General features: G+C 63.8%; 16 protein-coding genes. 12 read left to right on the top strand and 4 right to left on the bottom strand.

Features of this window, described 5'->3' with window-relative positions; translation table 11 throughout:
* Window positions 1–27: 27 nt before the first annotated feature.
* Both M1L53_RS09845 and M1L53_RS09840 read left to right on the top strand, forming a co-directional pair.
* On the top strand, window positions 28–597 hold the full coding sequence (locus tag M1L53_RS09845) for an RNA polymerase sigma factor (RefSeq protein WP_007734974.1): 570 nt from the start codon (window positions 28–30) through the stop codon (window positions 595–597).
* A 76-nt stretch (window positions 598–673) separates the two neighbouring features.
* On the top strand, window positions 674–1,507 hold the full coding sequence (locus tag M1L53_RS09840) for a GAF and ANTAR domain-containing protein (protein ID WP_054188597.1): 834 nt from the start codon (window positions 674–676) through the stop codon (window positions 1,505–1,507).
* On the opposite strand, the gene M1L53_RS09835 is transcribed toward M1L53_RS09840, so the two are convergent.
* Both M1L53_RS09835 and M1L53_RS09830 read right to left on the bottom strand, forming a co-directional pair.
* Window positions 1,504–1,929, bottom strand: a complete 426-nt coding sequence (locus tag M1L53_RS09835; RefSeq protein ID WP_054188580.1) for a DUF6069 family protein — start codon at window positions 1,927–1,929, stop codon at window positions 1,504–1,506. The two genes, M1L53_RS09840 and M1L53_RS09835, sit on opposite strands and share 4 nt — an antisense overlap.
* An 88-nt stretch (window positions 1,930–2,017) precedes the next feature.
* Window positions 2,018–2,887 carry a PhzF family phenazine biosynthesis protein gene (locus M1L53_RS09830; protein ID WP_232319098.1) on the bottom strand — a complete coding sequence of 290 codons (870 nt, stop codon included), beginning with the start codon at window positions 2,885–2,887 and terminating at the stop codon, window positions 2,018–2,020.
* A 121-nt stretch (window positions 2,888–3,008) separates the two neighbouring features.
* Between M1L53_RS09830 and M1L53_RS09825 the strand changes: the two genes are divergently transcribed.
* Window positions 3,009–3,470 carry a PPOX class F420-dependent oxidoreductase gene (locus M1L53_RS09825; RefSeq protein WP_054188578.1) on the top strand — a complete coding sequence of 154 codons (462 nt, stop codon included), beginning with the start codon at window positions 3,009–3,011 and terminating at the stop codon, window positions 3,468–3,470.
* 209 nt (window positions 3,471–3,679) lie between these two features.
* Window positions 3,680–4,225 (top strand): alpha/beta fold hydrolase, encoded by a 546-nt coding sequence (locus M1L53_RS09820; protein WP_003942671.1) that lies wholly within the window; start codon window positions 3,680–3,682, stop codon window positions 4,223–4,225.
* A gap of 77 nt (window positions 4,226–4,302) precedes the next feature.
* Here the strand turns inward: M1L53_RS09820 and mtr are convergent, their stop codons facing one another.
* Window positions 4,303–5,679: a mycothione reductase gene (gene mtr, locus M1L53_RS09815; RefSeq protein ID WP_042925811.1), complete on the bottom strand. Its 1,377-nt coding sequence runs from the start codon at window positions 5,677–5,679 to the stop codon at window positions 4,303–4,305.
* Window positions 5,676–6,725 (bottom strand): alpha/beta hydrolase, encoded by a 1,050-nt coding sequence (locus tag M1L53_RS09810; RefSeq protein ID WP_054188577.1) that lies wholly within the window; start codon window positions 6,723–6,725, stop codon window positions 5,676–5,678. Before M1L53_RS09810 ends, mtr begins: the two co-directional genes overlap by 4 nt.
* Before the next feature lie 146 nt (window positions 6,726–6,871).
* Between M1L53_RS09810 and mqo the strand changes: the two genes are divergently transcribed.
* The 8 genes from mqo (at window position 6,872) to M1L53_RS09770 (ending at window position 16,218) form a co-directional block, all read left to right on the top strand.
* Entirely contained in the window at window positions 6,872–8,410 is a 1,539-nt protein-coding gene (mqo, locus tag M1L53_RS09805; RefSeq protein ID WP_003942820.1) for a malate dehydrogenase (quinone), read from the top strand.
* 11 nt (window positions 8,411–8,421) lie between these two features.
* Entirely contained in the window at window positions 8,422–8,898 is a 477-nt protein-coding gene (locus tag M1L53_RS09800; RefSeq protein ID WP_003942808.1) for a GNAT family N-acetyltransferase, read from the top strand.
* 224 nt (window positions 8,899–9,122) lie between these two features.
* Entirely contained in the window at window positions 9,123–11,084 is a 1,962-nt protein-coding gene (locus tag M1L53_RS09795) for a magnesium chelatase subunit D family protein (protein ID WP_054188596.1), read from the top strand.
* A gap of 21 nt (window positions 11,085–11,105) precedes the next feature.
* Window positions 11,106–11,720, top strand: a complete 615-nt coding sequence (cobO, locus tag M1L53_RS09790; RefSeq protein ID WP_003942784.1) for a cob(I)yrinic acid a,c-diamide adenosyltransferase — start codon at window positions 11,106–11,108, stop codon at window positions 11,718–11,720.
* A complete protein-coding gene (locus M1L53_RS09785; protein ID WP_030535626.1) occupies window positions 11,714–13,090 on the top strand; it encodes a cobyrinate a,c-diamide synthase in 1,377 nt (458 codons plus the stop codon). The genes cobO and M1L53_RS09785 overlap by 7 nt, the downstream gene beginning before the upstream one ends.
* A gap of 13 nt (window positions 13,091–13,103) precedes the next feature.
* A complete protein-coding gene (locus tag M1L53_RS09780) occupies window positions 13,104–13,487 on the top strand; it encodes a cobalamin biosynthesis protein (RefSeq protein ID WP_003942729.1) in 384 nt (127 codons plus the stop codon).
* Window positions 13,484–14,710 (top strand): uroporphyrinogen-III C-methyltransferase, encoded by a 1,227-nt coding sequence (cobA, locus tag M1L53_RS09775; RefSeq protein ID WP_007735001.1) that lies wholly within the window; start codon window positions 13,484–13,486, stop codon window positions 14,708–14,710. The genes M1L53_RS09780 and cobA overlap by 4 nt, the downstream gene beginning before the upstream one ends.
* Window positions 14,711–14,721: 11 nt before the next feature.
* Window positions 14,722–16,218 carry an MFS transporter gene (locus tag M1L53_RS09770; protein ID WP_050656470.1) on the top strand — a complete coding sequence of 499 codons (1,497 nt, stop codon included), beginning with the start codon at window positions 14,722–14,724 and terminating at the stop codon, window positions 16,216–16,218.
* Window positions 16,219–16,284 lie beyond the last annotated feature (66 nt).

Raw genomic sequence — 16,284 nt, 5'->3', positions numbered from 1 at the left:
GACGGCTCCCTAGTAGGAGTGTGCGCGGTGACAGATCAATTCGACGGCTTGCTGACCGACTTCAGTGACGAGGTGCTGGTCGACTCGGCAATGCTCGGCGATCACGCGGCCTTCGACGTCATCGTCCGCCGATACGGCCCGCACTTGTATCGATTTGCCCGTCGACTGCTCGCGAGCGAGAGTGACGTCGACGACATCGTCCAGGAAACCTGCGTCGCTGCGTGGCGCCAACTTCCGGGGTTTCAGCGGCGCTCGAGCACCAAGACCTGGTTGTTCGCGATCTGTTCTCGCAAGATCTCGGATTTCTATCGAAAAGTCGGCTCCTGCGCCGCCGATATGGACGAACTCCGGGAAGAAGCTGATCCCCGTTTGCGTGATCCGAGCGAAGAAGTCTGCGGCACAGCATTTCTCGACGCCCTGGAATCCGAACTCGATCGCCTGCCACTGCGTCAGCGTGCTGCCTGGGTCTTGCGAGAAGTGGAGGGCATGACGTATCCACAGATCGCTGTTGTCCTGGAACTGAGTCCGGACGCGGTTCGTGGCCAGCACACTCGGGCGAGGCGGAATCTCGGTGTCGCACTCGATCGATGGCGATGACGACTCGGCGGTTTGCCGGGTTCTGTCACCGAACTCACTCTCCTTGGTGCTCGTGAAGCTGGAAGAATGCTTCGTCGTGGATACCGCTTTCGACCCCAGAGGCTTCGACCCGAGAACCGAGGATTCGGTGCCGTCGGTACTGCCGGACGATGCGACGGCAACGGGTGCTGACGTCGCCGTCGAGGCTGCGGAAACTCGGCTGACGGCACGTGCAGTCAGAGAGTTGCTGGCAGCGCTCGGGGGAAGTATCGGCGACGAGGACGAACTCGTGGTTCTGCTCCAGCGCGCCGTCGAAATCGCGAACGACGCCATCGACGGCGCCGACAGCATCGGCGTCACCATCGATCTTGCCGGGCAGACCTACACCGCCGTTCATACCGATTCGCGGACCCTGCGCGTCGACATCGAGCAATACGACGCCGGCGACGGACCATGTCTGCACGCGGCTCGAACCGGTGAAACCGTAGTCGTCGATGCCGAGACCAGCGCAGAACGCTGGCCGCGGTTCGCGGCTGCCGCGAAGGACGAAGGGATCAAGTCCTTTCTCGCGGCGCCGCTCTTCACGCCGGATCAGCGACTCGGTTCGTTCAACCTGTACGGACGTGCCCCAGCGGCCTTCGACAGCGTCGATGCGGAAGTCATGGAGATTCTCACGACAACAGTCTCACGCGCGATCGGAGACTTCTCCCGTTTCAAATCTGCCAAGGCGGTAGCTGACGCCTTGCAACGCGCGCTCGAGACTCGGGCGCCGATCGAACAGGCCAAAGGCATGCTGATGGCCATCCATCGGATCGATGCCGACACCGCATTTCACATGCTGCGCAGGCAGTCTCAGACCACGAACACCAAGTTGCGTGACGTGGCAGCCGAGATCGTCGAGACGTATTCCGCGCCGCCCACCGCGGTCTAGTTCGACGGAGACCGACGTACGGCCTCGAGCGCGACGACCACGCTCGCGGCGACAACCACGTGCATCAGCGCGAGCGTGACCGTGCTGGCGGCGTCGAAGTCCGCGGCAATGGTCAAAGCGATGGTGCCGAGCGCCACGACTGCACCCACGATCTGGGCGATGCGGATGATCGGCTCCCACTTCAGTGAGATCAACATTGCGAGCGACAAACCGACCAGCAGTGGCACCACCGTCAATGTGATGACCCCACCAGGCGCGACGCTCGCCGGCTTTCCCTGATCTGTCATCTCGAAGGATCCGCCCAATGCGAGGCCGATCAACCACAGGATCAGATTGACGACGAGAGCAATTACCGTGGCGCCGAGTACGGCACGTGGCTTGGTGAGGTGGAGGTTGTGTGCGGTTGACGTGATTGCAGACATGGTGTTCTCCCGGCTCGATGCGATGGTCTTGTGACGTCGCTCTGGTGAATAGACCCGCCGGCGGGGAGAAACTCATCGCTGAGGTTGACTATTGCCCGTCGACGACGGGCACTGCGGTGCCGGTGACCGAGATACCGCCGTCGACTGGGATGTCGACTTCGAGCACACTGGGACGCCCGACGTGTCGGCCCTGGTGGATGGTGATCCGCCGCGGAGTGGCCGCGGGTTCGAGTTTGCGCAGGTAACCGCCGGTCGATGCCGCTGCGGACCCGGTTGCGGGATCCTCGACGATGTTTCCTACCGGAAACAGATTTCGGGCTTCGAAGGTGTTGTCGTCGAGGGGATGCAGGATCGTCACCGTGCCGGCCCACCCCTGCGCGTCCATCAGAATTCGCATTGCGGATGGATCGAAGGTGAACTCGTCGAATGTCGACTGATCACGAAGTACGACGATCGGGTGAGTGTTGCCGGCGTACGAAAGCATTGCGGGATACCGCGCGTCGAGCGCAGACGAATCGACGCCGATGAGCCCGAGCAGCGCTGTCAGCACGGCGTGATCGATCGGCGAGACCGACGGTTCGACGCTGGTGAAGGTCGCGGTGGACCTTCCGTCCTCGTCGGTCGCCGTGTCGATGGATACCGGTCCGATCGGTGTTTCGAATGTGAAGGTTCCCTCACCGTCTCGCTCGGTGAGAGCGATGGCCGTCGCAATAGTGGCATGACCGCAGAACGGTACTTCGGCGATAGGGGAGAAGTACCGGATCCGGCTGTGGCGCGGGTTGCCTCCGAGCACCGGTTCGATGAGGAACGCCGTCTCGGCATACCCGATTTCGGCTGCAACAGATTGTAATTCGGAGTCGTCGAGTCCGCGCGCGTCGAGCACTACGCCGGCCGGATTACCGCCGGCCGGATCCGAACTGAACGCAGTCAGCCGGAGGATGTCGCGAGAAGTTGCCATGTCGACCATCTTTGTCCGCTGTCGTCCATCGGGGGAAGAGACATTGCGCGATTGCGGTCCGCGATCTTCGAACTGGACTGCCTCCGGAACAAACCGGCCGCACGGCGTCGTTGGTGCAGACATGAGCAATGACACAGACACCGACGACGCGTTGTTCGCACTCGTGGCCGAGGGAAAACAAGGTGTGTTGGCAACCGTCAAGCGTGACGGCCGCCCACAGTTGTCCAACATCATTTACCGCTGGGATGACGAGTCGAAGACGGCTTCCGTGTCCATCACAGCCGATCGCGCCAAGAGTAAAAATGCGATCCGTGATCCGCGGGTTTCCCTCCACGTCAGCGCGCCCGACTTCTGGAGCTACGCCGTGATCGAAGGACTTGCTGTGGTGACACCCGCAGCGGCCAATCCTCACGACGAAGTGTCGGACGCCCTGGTCGAGCTGTACCGGGACATCAGCGGCCAGGAGCATCCCGATTGGGAGGAGTACCGCGAAGCGATGGTGGCAGAGCGTCGACAGATCCTCACGGTGCGCGCTGATCACGTCTACGGAATGACGAGGCTCCCCAAACCGTCCGGTACCTAGACCCGCGCCCCACTGGAGTTCGGCCCACCCCCACTTTCGAGCGAACGGTACGCCCGTCGCCTCAGATGCGCCGAAAGCCACTTTCGCTCGGAAGGGAGGGGGCCAAGAGCGAACAATTCGGGCTCGTAGCGGCGCGTGAATGTATGAGTGGTCATACTTCTGTCGACTCCAGGGTCCTCCACTGTGTGGATCGCGTACCGTTTCCAGACATGGAATTGACTCGAGTAGCGGTGGGCAGTGGTTCGTGCACCGTTCGGATCGACGGGCCGGTCAGCAAGCATGCGGTACTCCTGCTTCCCGGCAAGGGCGACCCCGTCGACTTGTACGACGATGTGTGTGAGCGACTGCACCATTCGGATCTGCGGACCGTCGCGGTGGAATCGATCGAGAATCTCGACGAGACCTCGGCAGTGGTACTTCTGGACGAGTTGAACATCGCCTGGGTGAACCTGGTCGGTCACCGGGAGGGCGCCGATCTCGCGTGGCTGTTGGCTGCACGTCAGTTCGGCCGCTTCGCGAGTTTGATCGCCGTGGACCGTGGACATCCGTCGGCCAGCGATATTGCCGGCGTACCGCCGGTCGAGGTTCCGACCACCGTAGTCGTGGGCAGTGGAGGTCGGGCCATCGCCGACGCCAGCGGTCGTTTCGTGTACTCCGACTTCCGCGTGACGGAACTTCCGGGTGTCGACGACGTCGTCAAGTCGGCACCGGCCGAACTCGCAACCGAGATCGTGCTGCGTACCAGCCCCTGGTGAAACTCTGACCGACGAAAAGGCGGGCACTCCCATTGCGAGGAGTGCCCGCTTTTTCGGCGTCATAAGGGCTGCGGGGCTCAGATGTCGAGGCCGAGCAGCGCGTTCTCGACCACTTCGGCCAGGGCCGGGTGGATCCAGTACTGGCCGCGCGCCATGTCCTGAGCTGACAAACCGAAGCTCATCGCCTGAATGAGCGGCTGGATGACGGTCGGAGCCTGCGTACCCATGACGTGGGCGCCGAGGATGCGTCCGGTGCCGCGCTCGGCGATCACCTTGCAGATGCCCTCCTGATCCTCCATCGCCCAGCCGTACGCGACGTCGCCGTAAGCCTGCACCTTGACGGTGATGTCGAGCCCGGCGTCGCGAGCCTGCTTCTCCGTCATTCCGACGTCGGCGATCTGCGGGTCGGTGAACACGGCTGCCGGTACGAAGCGGTGATCGGTGCTGCGAAGCCCGGACGTGTCCTTCCACGCGTCCTGGAGCAGGTTGTGCTGAACAACGCGCGCTTCATGGTTGGCGACGTGCTTGAGCTGGTACGGCGAGGAGACGTCACCGAGTGCGAAGACGCCCTCGGCGGTGGTGCGTTGGTATTCGTCGACCACGATCGAGCCCTTGTCGTCGAGTTCGACGCCGGCCTTGTCGAGACCGAGTAGGTCACCGTTCGGCTGACGACCCACCGCGACGAGGAGAACGTCACCGGAAACGACTGTGCCATTTGCCAGTTCGACGGCGATGTTGTCGCCATCGCCGCGTACCGACGTGAGGGGGGAGCCCAGATGGACGTCCCACTTCTGTTCGGCCAACTCGGTGAAGCGCTCGGAGATCTCGTCGTCGAGGTGCCGCAGCAGTCGCTGGCTGCGACCGATGATCGACACGCGAGAACCCAACGCGGAGAACACGTGTGCGAACTCGGTGGCGATGAATCCGGAGCCGACGATCACGAGGTGCTCGGGAAGTTCGGGCAGTCGCATGATGTCTTCGTTGGTGTAGTACTTCACACCACTCGACGCGATCTCGTCCGGGATGATCGGACGCGAACCGGCTGCGATGACCACCTGGTCAGCGGTGATCGTCTCGCCGGTTCCGGTGTCGATCGTCTTGTCGCCGGTGAACGTGGCGTGGCCGCGGTAGACGGTGGTGTTGGGACTGTCTTCGCTGCGGTACCGCTCACCACCTGCAGAAATGGGATCGATGCGGCCGAAGACGCGCTTGACGATGTCGGACCAACGAACGCCGTCGAGCGTGGCGTCGACGCCGTACTTCTCGGCAGTGGTGACGGTGCGTGCCACCTCGGCGGCGTAGACGAACATCTTGGTCGGGATACACCCGACATTGAGGCACGTTCCGCCGAAGGTGCCCTCTTCGAGGATTGCGATCTTCTTGCCGTCGAACCGCTCGTCGGGCAGCGAGTTTCCGGATCCGCTGCCGATGATTGCAAGGTCGTAGTGCGTCACTGCGCGATCTCCTGTGTGTTGCTTGCTGTGCTTGCCGAATTTTCTGCGGCCGGCGTGAGGTGGCCGTCGAGCCACTCCAACCACAGGTCGAGTTCGGAAAAGGCTGTGGCCAAGGGCTTCTCGGTCGAAAGGAACACGTCGTGACGGGCGCCGTCGATCGGGACTATGGTGGTGCGATCGCCGAGGCAACCGGCCCAACGTGCGATCTGCTTGACGTCGAGCACGGAATCGGCGAGGTCGACGCTCGGGTTGTACGCCTTCGCGAACTGTGACTTCTTCGAGCGCAGAATCAGCGCGGGCACTCCGATGTCGAGGCCGCGGTGAAGTTTTGCGTGACCCGCTCGGACGGCCCGCATCCAGCCGAAGGTAACGGGGCAGCCGGCCAGTGGCTTCCAGGCGAGGTTGTAATCCCAGACGCCGTTGGCCGAAACATGAAGACTGGAACCGTAAGTCGGTAATCCAGTTCCCGGGATCACCGTCTTCGCCGATACCCGTCCGAGCGCATCGATCGCCGTAGTACCGACGTTGCGCACCACTGAGGGACCCTGAAGGTCGAACCAGGGGCTGTTGAGTACCAGCCCGCAGATTCCGGCGCCGTCGCTGCCACCGGGCTTGCGCTGCAAACGGTTCAGCCAGAGCGGAACGATCAGACCGCCGGTGGAGTGCGCCATGAGCAGCACCTCGCTGCCCTCGGTCTCGCTGCGGACGATGCGCAGCGCTTCGTTCAGTTCGGCGTCGTAGAGCGCAAGGTCGGAGACGTAATGAGCTGTGTGCCCCGGTTTGAGGGAGCGGCCGCACTTACGCAGGTCGAGTGCGAAGAAGGCGTAACCCTGCTCGGCAAAGTGCTCGGCGAGGTGCTTCTGGAAGAAGTAATCGGTGAAGCCGTGCACGTACAAAACGGCACGGTGTGTCTTCACCGCCTCCTTCTGCGGTTGGTAGCGGACCAGTGTTGCGTCCACCTCGCCTTCGCCGTCCGGATCCGTTCCGAGCGGGATCGTCAGCTGCTGATATCCGTCACCGAGGACGTCTGGAACCCAAGTAGTCACAAATCACAATCTAATCGTCGTTTCGAGTGCGCGTTGTAGAGCACAATTGGGGGTGGTGAACCGCGCGTGTACGCACGGGTAACCTATTCGGCGTAACACAGCAGGCGGATGCGCGCACGGCTAATGACAAGGAAGTCGATTCTCCAGTGTCGAATCAGAACGCGGTAGAGACGAAGACGGATGTAGTGCTCGTGGGCGCAGGCATCATGAGCGCCACGCTGGGTGCATTGCTGCGCCAGCTGCAGCCCGATTGGTCGATCTCGACCTTCGAGCGGCTCGATGCCGTCGCAGCCGAGAGCAGCGACCCCTGGAACAACGCGGGAACCGGTCACTCAGCCCTGTGTGAGCTCAATTACACACCTGAGAACTCGGACGGCACGGTCGACATCAAGAAGGCCGTCAACGTCAACGAGCAGTTCCAGGTGTCACGCCAGTTCTGGGCACACGCGGTAGAGCAGGGCGTCCTGACACAGCCCAAGGAATTCATCAACCCCATCGCGCACGTGAGCTTCGTTCACGGTGAGGCCAACGCCAAGTACCTCCGTGCTCGTTACGACGCACTTGCCGGCCACACGCTCTTCCGCGGTATGGAGTACATCGACGATCCGGCCGAGTTCAGCAAGCGTTTGCCGCTCATGGCCAAGGGACGCGACTTCTCCGATCCCATCGCCCTGAACTGGAGCCAGGACGGCACCGACGTCGATTTCGGAGCGCTCACCAAGCAGCTCATCGGCTACATCGGCAAGACCGGCGGCAAGATGTACTTCGGCCACGAGGTCACCAACCTGACCCAGAACTCGGACAAGTCCTGGACCGTCAAGGTCACCAACCGTCGCACCGGTGAAAAGCGCACCGTTCGCTCGCGCTTCGTGTTCGTCGGTGCCGGTGGCGGCGCCCTGCACCTGCTGCAGAAGTCGGGCATCAAGGAAGCCAAGGGCTTCGGTGGCTTCCCGGTCAGCGGTGCCTTCCTGCGATGCACCAACCCCGAACTCATCGACCAGCACAGCGCCAAGGTCTACGGCAAGGCTGCCGTCGGCGCCCCGCCCATGTCGGTGCCTCACCTGGACACCCGTGTCATCGGCAACAAGCCGGGTCTGCTGTTCGGTCCCTACGCTGGTTGGTCGCCGAAGTTCCTCAAGCAGGGTCGCGTCACGGACCTGCCCGGCTCGGTCAAGCCGAACAACATCCTCTCGATGCTCGGTGTCGGTGTCAGCGAGCTCGGCCTGGTCAAGTACCTGGTCAGCGAGCTTGCCAAGAACGAAGCCGGTCGCATCTGGGATCTGCGTGAGTTCGCGCCCAAGGCGCAGGCCCAGGACTGGGAACTCATCACCGCGGGCCAGCGCGTCCAGGTGATCCGCCGTGCCAAGGGCAAGGGTGGTGTCCTCGAATTCGGTACCGCTGTGGTCGCCGCTGAGGACGGTTCCATCGCCGGCCTGCTCGGTGCTTCGCCCGGTGCGTCCACGGCCGTCCCGGCGATGCTGGACGTACTCGAGCGCTGCTTCCCGACCGAGTTCCAGGGTTGGAAGGGCAAGCTCCGCGAGATGGTTCCGTCCATCGGCGTCAAGCTCACCGACAACGAAGGCCTGTTCAACCAGGTCTGGGATTGGTCCTCGAAGGTTCTCGAGCTCGATTCCGCCGGTGCTTCCGAATCGGCTCCGGTCGCGGATACCGCCGCGACTGTGTGATAGTCCAACCCATGACGGCAACAGCAGCTTTGAAGCGTTCATGGGCACTCGATCTCGACAACAAGACGTTCTACGAGTTGTTGAAGCTTCGAGTGGAGGTCTTTGTCGTCGAGCAGGCTTGCCCGTATCCCGAGTTGGACGGGCGGGACCTGCTGACGGAAACACGCCACTTCTGGCTCGAGCAGGACGGCCAGGTGGTGTGCACGCTCCGGCTGCTCGAAGAGCACGACGACGGAAACAAGAGCTTCCGAATCGGACGCCTGTGCACGTCGCGTCAGGCTCGCGGCCAGGGCCACACGACCCGCCTCCTGCAGGCCGCACTGGCCGAGGTCGGCGAAGCGCCGTGTCGGATCAACGCCCAGACCTACTTGGTCGAGATGTACGCCAAGCACGGATTCAAGGCTGACGGCGAAGAGTTCATCGAAGACGGCATCCCGCACACCCCGATGCGTCGTGGTGGGGGAGAGCCTTTCGTGGCCGTCAGCTAGTTTGTCGGAGAATTGACCCTGGTCGGCTCGTGGGAAAGCGAGCCGACTAGGGTTTTTTCGATACCGAATGTTCGCGGGGAAGTCCTGTTCGATCCAGGCGCGGTCCCGCCACTGTGAAAGATCTCTCCTCTACCGATAAACCGGGAGATCTCAGCCAGGTTGCCGCGACATTCGAGTGCAGCCAAATTCTCGGCGAGGAAACCGAGAGGTGGAGGGATATCGACGTGCGAAGTGAAGAAGATCGACCAGTGGCGGGCTTCCCGTTCAGTGCTGTGGTCGGCCAGGATCAATTGCGATTGGCGCTGATCCTGTGTGCGGTGCATCCAGGGATCGGCGGGGTCTTGGTCCGCGGTGAGAAGGGAACTGCCAAGTCGACGGTCGTGCGCGCGCTGACTGCGCTGCTGCCCGCGGTCGACGACGCCGGAACGACACGACCGGCCCGCTTGGTCGAACTGCCCGTGGGCGCCACCGAAGACCGGGTGATCGGTTCGATCGACCTGGAGAAGGTTCTGCGTGACGGTGAGCGCGCATTCCAACCTGGACTGCTCGCCGCCGCTCACCAGGGTGTTCTGTACGTCGACGAGGTGAATCTGCTTCACGACCACCTGGTCGACGTGCTTCTCGACGCCGCGGCGATGGGCCGGGTTCACATCGAGCGTGACGGCATCTCCCATTCGCATCCGGCCAAGTTCGTACTCGTCGGCACGATGAATCCCGAAGAGGGAGAACTGCGTCCGCAACTTCTGGACCGTTTCGGTCTGGCTGTCGACGTCGCCGCTTCCCGCGACGTCGACATTCGCATGGAAGTGGTGCGTCGCCGACTCGACTACGAGCGTGACCCCGAGGCATTTGTCGCTCGGTACGTATCCGCCGATGAGGAGTTGGCGTCCGAAATCCTCACGGCGCGTGAGAAATTGGACTCGGTCGAGCTGAGCAACCGCGAACTGCGTCGTATCGCCTCGCTGTGTGCGTCGTTCGACGTCGACGGTATGCGCGCGGACTTGGTGCTGGCGCGCACCGCGACGGCCCACGCTGCCTGGCGCGGCGACAGTGAAGTCACTGCGGAGGACGTACGAGTAGCGGCGGAACTGACGCTGCCGCATCGCCGCCGCCGCGATCCGTTCGACGAGCCCGGCTTGGATCAGCAGCAGTTGGACGATGCGCTCGAGCAGGCCGATCAGGATGCTCAGTCGCAGGTAGAGGACGACGCGCGCGACGGAGAGCCCGAACCTCCCGAGAATCCCGAAGACCGTGGCCCGGAAGATGGCGGCTCCGATGACGGCGGTCCTGGAGACGAAGGGCCGGACGACGACGGGCCTGACGACGACGGCCCGGACGACCCTGACGGACCTGGTGGGGGAGTGCGCGCCACCGATCGTCCCTCGGCTCCACCGGCCGGCGAATTCAAGGCCAAGCTCCTCGAAGTTCCGGGAGTCGGTGAAGGTGCACCGGGACGACGCTCGCGGTCCATGTCGTCCCGTGGACGAGTTGTGCGGTCCACGCGGGAGCGTGGGCACGGATTGCATCTGACGAGCACGGTCTTTGCCGCAGCCGAGTCTCAAGTTGCCCGTGGTCGCACTGCTGGACGGTTGCGGCTGGCACCGGCTGACCTCCGCGGCGCGATACGTGAAGGGCGAGAAGGCAATCTGATCGTTTTCGTTGTCGACGCGTCGGGGTCGATGGCAGCACGCGACCGCCTCTCCGCGGTCACCGGTGCGGTTGTCTCGTTGCTCCGCGACGCCTATCAGCGCCGCGACAAGGTCGCCGTCATCACTGTCCGTGGTCGTGAAGCGGAGCTCGTACTGCCGCCGACATCTTCGGTGGACATCGCTGTCCGTCGCTTGCAGTCGATGCGTACCGGCGGCAAATCCCCACTCGCAGAGGGATTCCTGCGTGCTCGCGAAGTGGTTCTGCGTGAACGACTTCGTGACCCGCAGCGTCGCGCCCTCGTCGTCACACTCACCGACGGCCGGGCAACCGGCGGCAAGGACGCGCTGCACCGCGCCCGCGTCGCCGCGCATCTTCTCGCCGACGCGTCCGTCGCGTCCATCGTCGTCGACTGCGAGACCGGCCTCGTGCGTCTGGGGCTGGCGGCCGAGTTGGCGCGAGAACTACGTGGCGGATACGTCCGCCTCGCCGAATTGTCAGCGCAGCAGGTCGCGGGTGTCGTCCGCGCCGCAGCCTAGATCCCAGCTCAGGAGTTCACGATGCCCAAGGGTGTTCCCGAGACAGTTCCCGACGACGGTCTGACCACGCGTCAGCGTCGTAACGCGCCGGTACTTGCCGTGCACACCGGCCCGGGAAAGGGTAAGTCCACCGCCGCTTTCGGCATGGCGCTGCGTGCCTGGAATCAGGGGTTCGACATCGGCGTGTTCCAGTTCGTGAAGAGTGCCAAGTGGAAGGTCGGAGAGGAAGCCGCGTTCCGCGCGCTCGGAAACCTGCACGACGAAACCGGCGTCGGTGGGCCGGTGCAGTGGCACAAGATGGGCGAAGGTTGGTCATGGACACGCAAGGCCGGTAGCGAGGAAGATCATGCTGCTGCCGCTGCGGAGGGTTGGCAGGAGATCGCGAGAAGGCTTGCGAGCGAGGAACATCGATTCTATGTCCTCGACGAGTTCACCTATCCGCTCAAGTGGGGCTGGGTCGACGTCGACGAGGTCGTGCAGACACTGCGCGATCGTCCGGGCAACCAGCACGTTGTCATCACGGGACGCGACGCCCCGCAGGCGTTGATCGACGCCGCCGACCTCGTGACCGAGATGACCAAGATCAAGCACCCGATGGATGCCGGCCGAAAGGGCCAACGGGGCATCGAATGGTAAGTCCTTCCACTCCGGCCGTGGTGATCGCTGCTCCTGCCTCGGGTAGCGGAAAGACCACGGTGGCAACGGGATTGATCGGCGCGCTGCGACGGTCCGGTAGCAGCGTTGCACCCTTCAAGGTGGGGCCGGACTACATCGACCCGGGTTATCACGGACTCGCGGCAGGGCGGCCCGGACGCAACCTCGACACTGTTCTGGTGGGCCCGGATCGCATCGGACCGCTCTACCGGCATGGAACCGCTGGTTGCGACATCGCCGTGGTCGAAGGCGTCATGGGTCTGTTCGACGGGAAGATCGACGAGGCAAACTCGCAGCCGTCGGCGGAGGGATCGACGGCGCAGGTCGCGTCGATCCTCGGTTCGCCGGTAGTCCTCGTGATCGACGCCCGTGGGCACAGTCAGAGTCTGGCCGCCGTACTCCACGGCTTCGCGACCTACGACGCAGGTGTGCGCATCGGCGGCGTCATTCTCAATCGCGTCGGGAGCGCTCGTCACGAGCAGGTGTTGCGTCATGCGTGCGACAAGGTCGGCGTCGCAGTGCTCGGAGTTGTGCCACGGTTGACGGAACTCGAAGTTCCCTCCCGGCACCTCGGCCTGATTCCGGCGGCCGAGCACGGCGCCGCCGCTGTGGCCGCAGTGGACGCGATGTCCGACTTGATTGCCTCGCACGTCGATCTGGGTGCTGTTCGCGCACTCGCCGCCTCGAACGTGAGTGCAGCTGCATGGGATCCGGTTGCCGAGGTCGGCGCACACGCAGAGTCTCGGCCTGTGGTTGCCATGGCGGGCGGCCCTGCCTTCACCTTCGGCTATGCCGAGCACCGGGAGCTGTTGACCGCCGCCGGCGCGGACGTGCAGGTGTTCGACCCGTTGCGGGACGAGCTTCCTGCGGGAACTGCCGCTCTTGTCCTTCCTGGCGGGTTCCCGGAAGAGCATGCGGTGGACCTCGCGGCCAATACCGTTCTGCTGCAGCAGGTTCGTGACCTGGCGGACGGCGGCGCACCGATCCACGCCGAGTGTGCCGGTCTGCTCTACCTCGCTCGCAGCTTGGACGGTCACAGCATGGCCGGTGTTGTCGGGGTGGATGCGACGTTCGGGAAACGCCTGACCCTCGGGTACCGCGAAGCAGTGGCGATCAGCGACTCCAGCCTCTTCGAAGCAGGCTCCCGCGTCACCGGTCACGAGTTCCACCGAACGTCTCTCGTCTCGGCAGACGCGGACGGTTGCGGAAGTGCGTGGGGGTGGAGGCCCTGGGACGGCGGCAGTGTCCGCGAAGGATTTGTTCGCGGCGGCGTCCACGCGTCGTATCTCCACACTCATCCGGTGGGGCAGCCCGAATCGATCGCGAAGTTCGTCGATGCCGCACGGGGATGACCTCTGTATCGGCGTGGGATTCACGACGAGTGTCACCGCGAAGGACATCGTCGCTGCGGTGAAGGCTGTGCCCGCGGCGCAAGGGAAGATCGTGGTACTCGCCACTGTGGCGGCAAAAGCTGAGTCTTCGGCTCTTCTGACAGCGGCCCATGAACTGAACGTCCCGATTGTGAGTTTCGCCCCGGACGTACTTGCGCGAGTTCAAGTTCCGTCACCATCGCCTCGCGTCGAGAACGCCGTCGGAACGGCAAGCGTCGCGGAAGCGGCTGCGATCCTTGCGTCCGGGGGCGGCCGACTTGTGCTGGCCAAGACTGCCAGGGATGGAGTGACCGTGGCCGCGGCCCGTAAAGTTCCCTCCAGCTTGACCAATTCTGACAACGAAACGGAGTGCGAGTGAGCGAGTCCACCGCAGACGAGACCAACTACCTGGTCGGCCTCAACCTGACCGATCGACGCGTGGTCGTGTTCGGTGGCGGCACTGTGGCTCAGCGCCGACTCGGACTGCTGGTCGCCTCTGGTGCCCGCGTTCACGTCATCAGTCGCGCGTTCACTCCAGCCGTCGAAGGTATGGCCACTGCCGGTCAGATCACGGTCGAAGAGCGTCCGTACGCCGACGGCGACCTCGAAGGTGCGTGGTACGCCATCGCCTCGACCGACGAGCCGGAAACCAATGCGGCGATCGTCGCCGAAGCGGAGCGTCGCCATATCTTCTGCGTGCGCGCCGACAACGCGAAGCACGGCACCGCCGTCACTCCCGCCAGCGCCGAGTACGACGGTATGAGCATCGGAATTCTGGCGGGCGGCGATCACCGTCGTTCGGCAGCAGTCCGCACCGCCGTCGTCGAAGGTCTTCAGTCGGGCGTGCTAGCCGATACGGCCGAGCCTGCCGCTGCGGGTGTTGCTCTCGTCGGTGGTGGCCCCGGTGATCCCGATCTGATCACCGTGCGCGGACGCCGTTTGCTCGCACGCGCCGACGTCGTCGTGGCCGACCGATTGGCTCCGCCGGAGTTGCTCGCCGAACTGGGTCCGGACGTAGAGGTGATCGACGCCGCGAAGATCCCGTACGGCCGTGCCATGGCTCAGGAGGCCATCAACGCCGCGCTGATCGACAACGCGAAGGCAGGCAAGTTCGTGGTCCGCCTCAAGGGCGGGGACCCGTACGTCTTCGGACGGGGATACGAAGAACTCGAAGCGTGTGCCGCTGCCGGCGTTCCGGTGACCGTAGTGCCCGGAATCACGAGCGCGATCTCGGTCCCGTCGGCCGCAGGCATCCCGGTCACCCACCGCGGCGTCACCCACGAGTTCGTCGTCGTCAGTGGGCACGTGGCTCCGGATCATCCGGATTCGCTGGTCGACTGGTCGGCGCTGGCCAAGTTGCGCGGCACGATCGTGCTGCTCATGGCGGTCGAGCGCATCGATCAGTTCGCGAAGGCACTCGTCGACGGTGGACGCCCGGCAACCACGCCGGTCACCGTCATCCAAGAGGGCACGCTGCGCACTCAGCGTGAACTTCGGGCCGATCTGGCGACCGTTGCTCAGCGCGTCAAGGACGAGGAGATCAAGCCTCCGGCGATCATCGTGATCGGGCCGGTCGCGGGCTTTTCCGTCGACGCTGGGTAACGTGAAGTCTTGTGTCTGATTCCCCAACATCTGAAACCGCTTCGGCGAATGCCCCGGTAGCGACTCGAGTCATCGGGCTCGCCATCATCGTCCTGAGTGGTTTGCAGATGATGGTGGTGCTCGACGGCACCGTCGCGAACCTCGCGCTGGCGCCATTGCAGGCAGACCTCGGGCTGAGCGACAGTGGTCGCAACTGGGTGTTGACCTCGTACGCGCTTGCGTTCGGTGGGCTCATGCTCCTCGGTGGTCGCCTCGGTGACGCGTACGGGCGCAAGAAGATGTTCATCGCGGGAGTCTCGCTGTTCACGGTGGCGTCGTTGCTCTGTGGTCTCGCCCTGAACGAGGGCATGTTGATCGCAGCGCGGGCGCTTCAAGGTGTCGGCGCAGCCGTGGCGTCGCCCACTGCCTTCGCCCTTGTTGCCACGACTTTCGCCGCGGGTCCGGCTCGTAATCAGGCCATCGCGATTTTTGCCGCCATGACGGGCGTCGGATCGATCGCCGGTCTGATCATCGGCGGCGCATTGACCGAGGTGTCGTGGCGTCTGATCTTCCTCATCAACGTCCCGATCGGCATCGCGCTCGTCGGCATGGCGTTCCGCGCCCTTCGCGAGACGAATCAGACGCGTCTGGCTTTGGATGTCCCGGGCGCGATCCTCGCGACCCTCGGTTGTACCGGTGTTGTTTTTGCTCTCACCGAAGGCCCGGAAATGGGATGGGGGAGCATCGCCGTCATCGGTGCATTGGCGGCCGGATTGGTCGCCCTCGCCGCCTTCCTCTTTGTCGAGCGAACTGCAGACAACCCGCTCTTGCCCTTCTCGTTGTTCGCCGATCGCAACCGTGTCGCGACGTTCCTCGCCATCTTCTTCGTCGGTGGCGCGATGTTCAGCATGACGGCCTTCGTCGCACTGTTCGTGCAGGACATCATGCAGTATTCGCCGTTGCGTGCCGGTATCGCGTTCATTCCGTTCGCGTTCGGATTGGGCGCCGCCGCGTCGGTTGCTTCCAAGCTCGCCGTGAAGGTTCAACCCCGCTGGCTGGTCCTCACCGGCGTCGTGATCATGATCGTCGGACTCCTCTACGGCTCTACTCTCGATTCCGACTCCACCTACCTGGCCAACTTGTTCGTGCCCGTGATCGGGATCGGATTCGGTATCGGCCTCGCGATGGTGCCCTTGCCACTGTGCGCGATCGCCGGTGTCCCGGAGACCGAGATCGGCCCGCTGACCGCAATCTCCCAAGTTGCCCAGACGCTCGGTGGACCATTGGCGCTGTCGGTGATCGGTGCAATGGCGACGTCCAAGACGCTCTCGCTCGGCGGCACTTCGGGCAAGGCAGCGGACATGAATCCGGCGCAATTGATCGCACTCGGAGAGGGGTACACCTTCGCACTTGTGGGCTGCGCGGTCTGCGCCGTGTTCGCCGGTATCGCGGCGCTGTGCATCAGGTTCACACCTTCTCAGGTAGCCCAGGCTCAGGCTGCGGAGAAGGCAGCTCAGGGAATCGCCTGATCAGTCCTGTTTTTCCGCTTCGCTAGCCGATACGATCGTTGCAGGACGTGCCGAGAGTCTCGACGG

Origin of the sequence: Rhodococcus sp. T9N (genome assembly GCF_024436645.1) — a bacterium.
GTDB classification, from domain to species: Bacteria; Actinomycetota; Actinomycetes; order Mycobacteriales; family Mycobacteriaceae; genus Rhodococcus_F; species Rhodococcus_F qingshengii.
The sequence above is the reverse complement of the archived record's forward strand: the minus strand, read 5'-3'. Positions and strand labels throughout refer to the sequence as shown.